The 5,586-nt window shown below is 44.8% G+C and carries 5 protein-coding genes; all 5 read left to right on the top strand.

What is annotated here, in order from left to right; translation table 11 throughout:
• Positions 1-97 precede the first annotated feature (97 nt).
• Positions 98-1,243 (top strand): glycoside hydrolase family 88 protein, encoded by a 1,146-nt coding sequence (locus tag AC1DWN_RS26665; protein ID WP_477561918.1) that lies wholly within the window; start codon positions 98-100, stop codon positions 1,241-1,243.
• A gap of 149 nt (positions 1,244-1,392) precedes the next feature.
• Positions 1,393-2,268, top strand: coding sequence for an amidohydrolase family protein (locus AC1DWN_RS26660; RefSeq protein WP_477561917.1), 876 nt, complete (start codon positions 1,393-1,395; stop codon positions 2,266-2,268).
• Positions 2,265-2,936 carry a hypothetical protein gene (locus AC1DWN_RS26655; protein WP_477561916.1) on the top strand — a complete coding sequence of 224 codons (672 nt, stop codon included), beginning with the start codon at positions 2,265-2,267 and terminating at the stop codon, positions 2,934-2,936. Before AC1DWN_RS26660 ends, AC1DWN_RS26655 begins: the two co-directional genes overlap by 4 nt.
• Positions 2,937-3,055: 119 nt before the next feature.
• The gene (locus AC1DWN_RS26650; protein WP_477561915.1) at positions 3,056-5,203 is read left to right on the top strand and encodes a right-handed parallel beta-helix repeat-containing protein; all 2,148 of its coding nucleotides are present in this window, start codon (positions 3,056-3,058) and stop codon (positions 5,201-5,203) included.
• A partial coding sequence (locus tag AC1DWN_RS26645) for a hypothetical protein (protein ID WP_477561914.1) occupies positions 5,204-5,586 on the top strand: 383 nt, incomplete at its 3' end.

Raw genomic sequence — 5,586 nt, 5'->3', positions numbered from 1 at the left:
CTATTGCGATGGTGTTGGCTTGCCCCAAGATGAAAAGGATCGGCTGCTCTCTTTATTTCCAAGTCAACCATTAACATGGTAAAGGGGATGTTGAAGAATGTCTAAGATGGACGAAAATGTTGGAGCGGGTGCATCGAGTACACAGTGGGTTGATGAAATTTGGCATAAAATTATAGGGAAAGTGGAACGAATGAATGAATCAATCGGCTCCTATTTTCCTTATATTTCAGCTAATGGAAAATATAACAGAGAAGAAGCGGATTGGTGGACCAATGGTTTCTGGCCTGGTCTGATCTGGCTGGTTTATCGAGAGTCGAAGGATGAACAGCTCAAAGATACAGCTGCTCAGATCGAAGAGAAGATGGATACCGTGCTTACCGACTTCTACCCGCTGCATCATGATGTAGGGTTTATGTGGAGCCTGTCTTCCGTAGCACAGTACAAGCTGCTTGGGTGCGAAAGCTCGAAGCGGCGGGCCATGACGGCAGCGAGTCATCTGGTGGGGCGCTATAATGCGAAAGGCCGATTTATTCGGGCTTGGAACCAACCGGAGCGGGTTGGCTGGGCGATTATTGACTGCATGATGAATCTTCCGCTGCTTTATTGGGCAAGTCAGGAGTCAGGCGATCCTCGATTTCGGCATGTGGCTGCCCTTCATGCAGATACGACTTTACGTGAATTTCTTCGTCCGGATGGGTCGTCACACCATATTGTATGTTTTGATCCGGAGACCGGAGAGAGGCAAGAAGCGCTGGGTGGGCAAGGCTACTCGCCGGACTCGGCATGGTCACGCGGAACCGCGTGGGCGTTATACGGCATGGCGCTTAGTGCACGCTACACCGGAGATGAAAGATATCTCGATGCAGCCAAACGTGCAGCACATTTTTTTCTCGCGAATGTTCCTGATGACGGCTTACCGCCTTGGGATTTCCGCGCTCCATGGGAAGAAGGAATGGCTATGGACTCTAGCGCTTCAGCCTGTGCAGCCAGTGGGATGCTGGAGTTGAGTTTGTTGGTACCTAAGGGTGAGTCAGAGTTATATCGCCGTGCAGCCGAGAAGCTGATTTTAAAATTAAATGATAAATATACAGCTTGGGATGATTCGAGCGAGGAAGCTATTCTAAGGATGGGGACGGCCAATAGGCCGAAGCAAACGTATGTTAACGTGCCGATGATCTATGGAGACTATTTCTTCGCCGAAGCGGTCTGCAAGCTGCGCGGGATACATGATACATTCTGGTAGGAGGTAACATCCAATGACACGAACAAGCAGGCCCACCCTCACAACGGAGTTATGAGACGCCCTGGAGTACTGAAGCGGAAGGTGCGACGGCGAAGATTATTCGAGGCCGTAACCAAGTGTAGGGAGTAATTATGAGGAGAATGCAATCCATGACTTCTAATGATCAATCATTAACTAGAGATGAAGTTTCCTATTTCGATAGCCATGTCCACTTTTGGAAGCTAGAGCGTGGCGATTATCATTGGCTTAAGCCCAGTAATCCAGTTCTTTACCAGGATTATTTACCTTCGGATATGTCAGGTACTGCCGACGTCGTTCGTGGATTTATTGCCGTACAGGCGGCGCCTACAGTAGCTGAGACGGAATTTCTGCTTGAACTGGCAGGTAATGATAAGCGTATTCTAGGTGTCGTAGGTTGGTTGGATCCGTTCGCAGATTCGTTCGCTGACGAATATAGAAATTTCCGTAACAACCCGCAATTCGTTGGGATTAGGTTGGACCGTTCTGTCTTCGAGCGGTGCAAAGAAGAAGTACCACATCGTTTGATCGAGCATCTTCGACTGTTGGAGAAGGATGGTTTTACAATCGACCTACTGATCGGGTCTGATAATATGCCTACTGTAATTAAATGCCTTAGGCACGTACCTCACTTAAAGGTCGCTATTAACCATCTAGGTGCTCCACCTATTCGTGACGGTGAATTAGAGCCTTGGTCGGCATACATGGATGAGCTTTCCGGTTTCCCTAATGTGTATTGCAAATGGTCAGGCATGATCACACCCGCAGGTGGTATGAATCTCAAACTTCTTGAACCTTATATTCGTCAGACTGCGAATCTATTTGGGCCTAAGCGCATTATGTTCGGGAGTGACTGGCCGGTAGCATTGATGGCTGGTACCTATAGCGATGTTGTACAATTATTCGAGCGACTGCTTCCCGAGAAGTGGAACGATAATGAGCGTGCAAGAGTACGCAATTACAATGCCAAGGCCTTTTATTTTGGTATTGGGGATGACGATGCATGATGGAAAGACTACTCTATTACTCTCAACTTCGCAAAGGGATGGAGRGAAAATTTCAGAAAATTGTCAAAGATGATGCAAGTACGTTGCTTAAAGAATGGGGAGCGTTGGGGATATCGCATATCTCCGTGTTCTGTTGCGAGCTATATGTTTTTTTGTATGCAGAGGTAGTGTGTGGTTCGAGAATACCAGTCTGGGATTGGCCGATTTCTTTCGAACGTTACTTAGAAAAATGGCCGCTTGAGCCCGGTCAGAGCGATTATTCTAGTGGGGTGTTACAAAGGCTTGCGATCCCAATGATAGATGTTTTTCATGACGGTGTGCCCATAGATGCCGATTCTTGGAATAGAAGTGATTCAAACGCAGAGCGCATAGGATCAATTGCCAGATTGAAGCCGGAGATGGCATCGAGCTATATCTATTATCATTATCAGAAGCAAGAAGAATTCCCGGACAGTTTTAATCAAACGTATATGATCGGTTCTCTTGGCAGGTTCTTATTCTCCTATCATGAGTTGCCTGCTAAGGCCGCTACTCGCAAACGTCAAGGCTTGCTGACCACTAACCATTCTCCGAACAACTGGCATGAGGTGATGTATCCGCATTTCGAGTCATGGGTAGACGTGCCATATGGTCAACAGTTGTGGCGAAAAATGGAACGAATCATGTGATTTAAAATTATAAGAATTTATAAGTTTCACACTTATAAAATGCTTATAATTCACCGCGAAACTTTGCTTTGCCGCCAWGTACGGCGACAGCCGTTTACGCTTGTAGGAGGAGGATGAAAATGAGGAAAGCGTCAGAGGGAATCGCATTTTATGTTGCGATGGATGGAGATGATTCAAATTCCGGTACAATCAGCGCACCATTTAAAACACTGGAAAAAGCAAGAGATGCGATCCGCGAGCTAAAGAGTGCTAACGGATTACCAAAAGGGGGGGTCACGGTTTACCTGAGAGAAGGTGAGTATAACCGTACTTCATCTTTTGAGTTAACTGAACAGGATTCGGGCACAGCAAGTTCTCCAATAACTTATAAGGCATATGAAAATGATAAGGTTTCTATAATGGGTGGATACAACTTAGATACGACAACGGTTACATCTGTAACAGATCAAGTAATTTTAGACAGGCTTCCGCAAGAAGCTAGAGATAAAATAAGACAGATTGATTTGAAGGCACTGGGTATTACGGAATACGGTCAAATATCTAAGGCTGGATACGGTTGGCCTAAAACGGCACCGGCACCTGAACTATTTGTAAATGGTGAATCATTGACCTTAGCACGTTATCCAAAAACAGGATTTATGACGACAGAAACGGTAGTCGAGCAAGGATTTATTCCTCGAGATCACATGCCGGATATGCCGGAGGGAGATCCGAGTCATCAAAGCTATGTCCCAGCCGATCAATGGATGAGCAAACCGGGGCCTATTTTTCGATATAGCGATCCCCATGTCGACAAATGGGCACAGGAAAGTGATCCATGGCTTTTTGGATACTGGAGATGGGACTGGGCAGATGATAATTTGCAGATAAAATCTATTGACACCACAAATAAAACAATAGAAGTAGTACAACCGAGTATGTATGGTGTCATTAGCGGTCAGAGATATTATGCCTTTAATATGCTAAGTGAATTAAACACGCCAGGCGAATGGTATCTAGATAGGACTAGCGGCATTCTCTATCTCTATCCTGAAAAGGATCTAAATGGTAGTGAGATGCAAATTTCTGTTCTGGATACTCCTTTAGTGAACATGAATAAGACCAATTTTACAACCTTCATGGATATTACCTTGGAGATTTCCCGCGGGCATGGCATAAAGATGATGGAATGTTCCGACAATCGTATCGTGCATTGTACGTTTAGGCGTCTTGGTCAGAAGGCTGTACTGATTGGGGAAGAGGGAGTCGTTGACGACGGCTGCACGGGAGGAAGTAATAACGGGGTTGTAAGTTGTGATATTTACGAGACGGGACAGGGCGGTATACATCTATTGGGGGGCAACCGATTAACACTTACGCCTGGAGGCAACTTTGCGGAAAATAACCACATCTATACGTATGCTCGGATACTAAGAACCTATACTCCGGCTATTTCCTTAAACGGTGTAGGAAACAGAGCGACTAATAATCTGATCCATGACGCACCTCATATGGCTATTCAATTTATTGGAAATGACCATGTTATTGCATTAAATGAAATCTATGATGTATGTCAGGAGACTAGTGATGCCGGTGTCATTTACTCATTACGTGATTGGACCTATCGAGGTAATGTGATTAAAAATAATTATATCCATAACATTATYGATAACGGGGGTCTTGGTTCGTACGCCATTTATCTCGATGATTTACTTAGTAGTGCGGAAATAACAGGAAATGTTTTTTACGAAGTTGCAAATAGCGCATTTTTGATTGGTGGCGGCCGTGATAATGTGGTTAAACACAATATTATTATCGACAGCGGCAAATTTATGAGCCTGGATGATCGTGGAGAAGGCTGGGCTGCTTACCATGCTGAAGCACCAAATGGAACAAACTATAAAAATTTAATGAACGTTCCATATAAGCAGGAGCCGTGGGCGAGTAAATATCCACAGCTTGTTAATGTATGGGAAGATGACCCGGAGATACCTAAGGGGAATATAGTTAAGGATAATGTGCTATACAATACGCCAGAGGGAAGTATAGCAAGCAGTGCGAAAACACACGGTACAATCGAAAATAATATACAATTGACAGATAGTGAAGATGCCGGTTTTATCGATATGGCAAACTGTAATTTTGCACTAAACGACACTTCGATCATTTATGAGAAAATTTCTGGCTTTCCCTCTATTCCATTTGATCAGATAGGGCTAAAGCAAGATGAATACCGTACAAGCCTCGATGTTGTGGTTCCAAATAACTTCATTAAAGGAGGGGTTTGAATGCTTCAACAATTAACTTTTCGGCAGCTTAAAAATGCATTGGAGGAAACGCAGCATCTCCCTCGTACACTTTATTCAGAGGCAACTGCTTCTGATAATTGGAGACGAATCAGGGAAGACGTGAACTACTCGGATTTCTGGCGTTCTCTGGAGAAGCAAGCAGCAGATTTGATTGAAAATCCTGTGCGGCAGCCGCTTTTTTCGGAGTTTACTATGTTTGGTGATACAGGCGACAGAGCCATATATCAGACACAGCAGGGTTACTTCTACGCGGGAATCCATACGTTCAGCATGCTTGCGATGACAGAGAATAAGCAAGCATGGAAGACTGGACTTGAGAATGCCATCTGGAACGTATGTAACGAATATACCTGGGTAATACC

The sequence above is a fragment of the Paenibacillus sp. P4_A7 genome (assembly GCF_056402455.1).
Note: the sequence above shows the minus strand (reverse complement) of the source record. Positions and strands in the feature narration are given on the sequence as shown.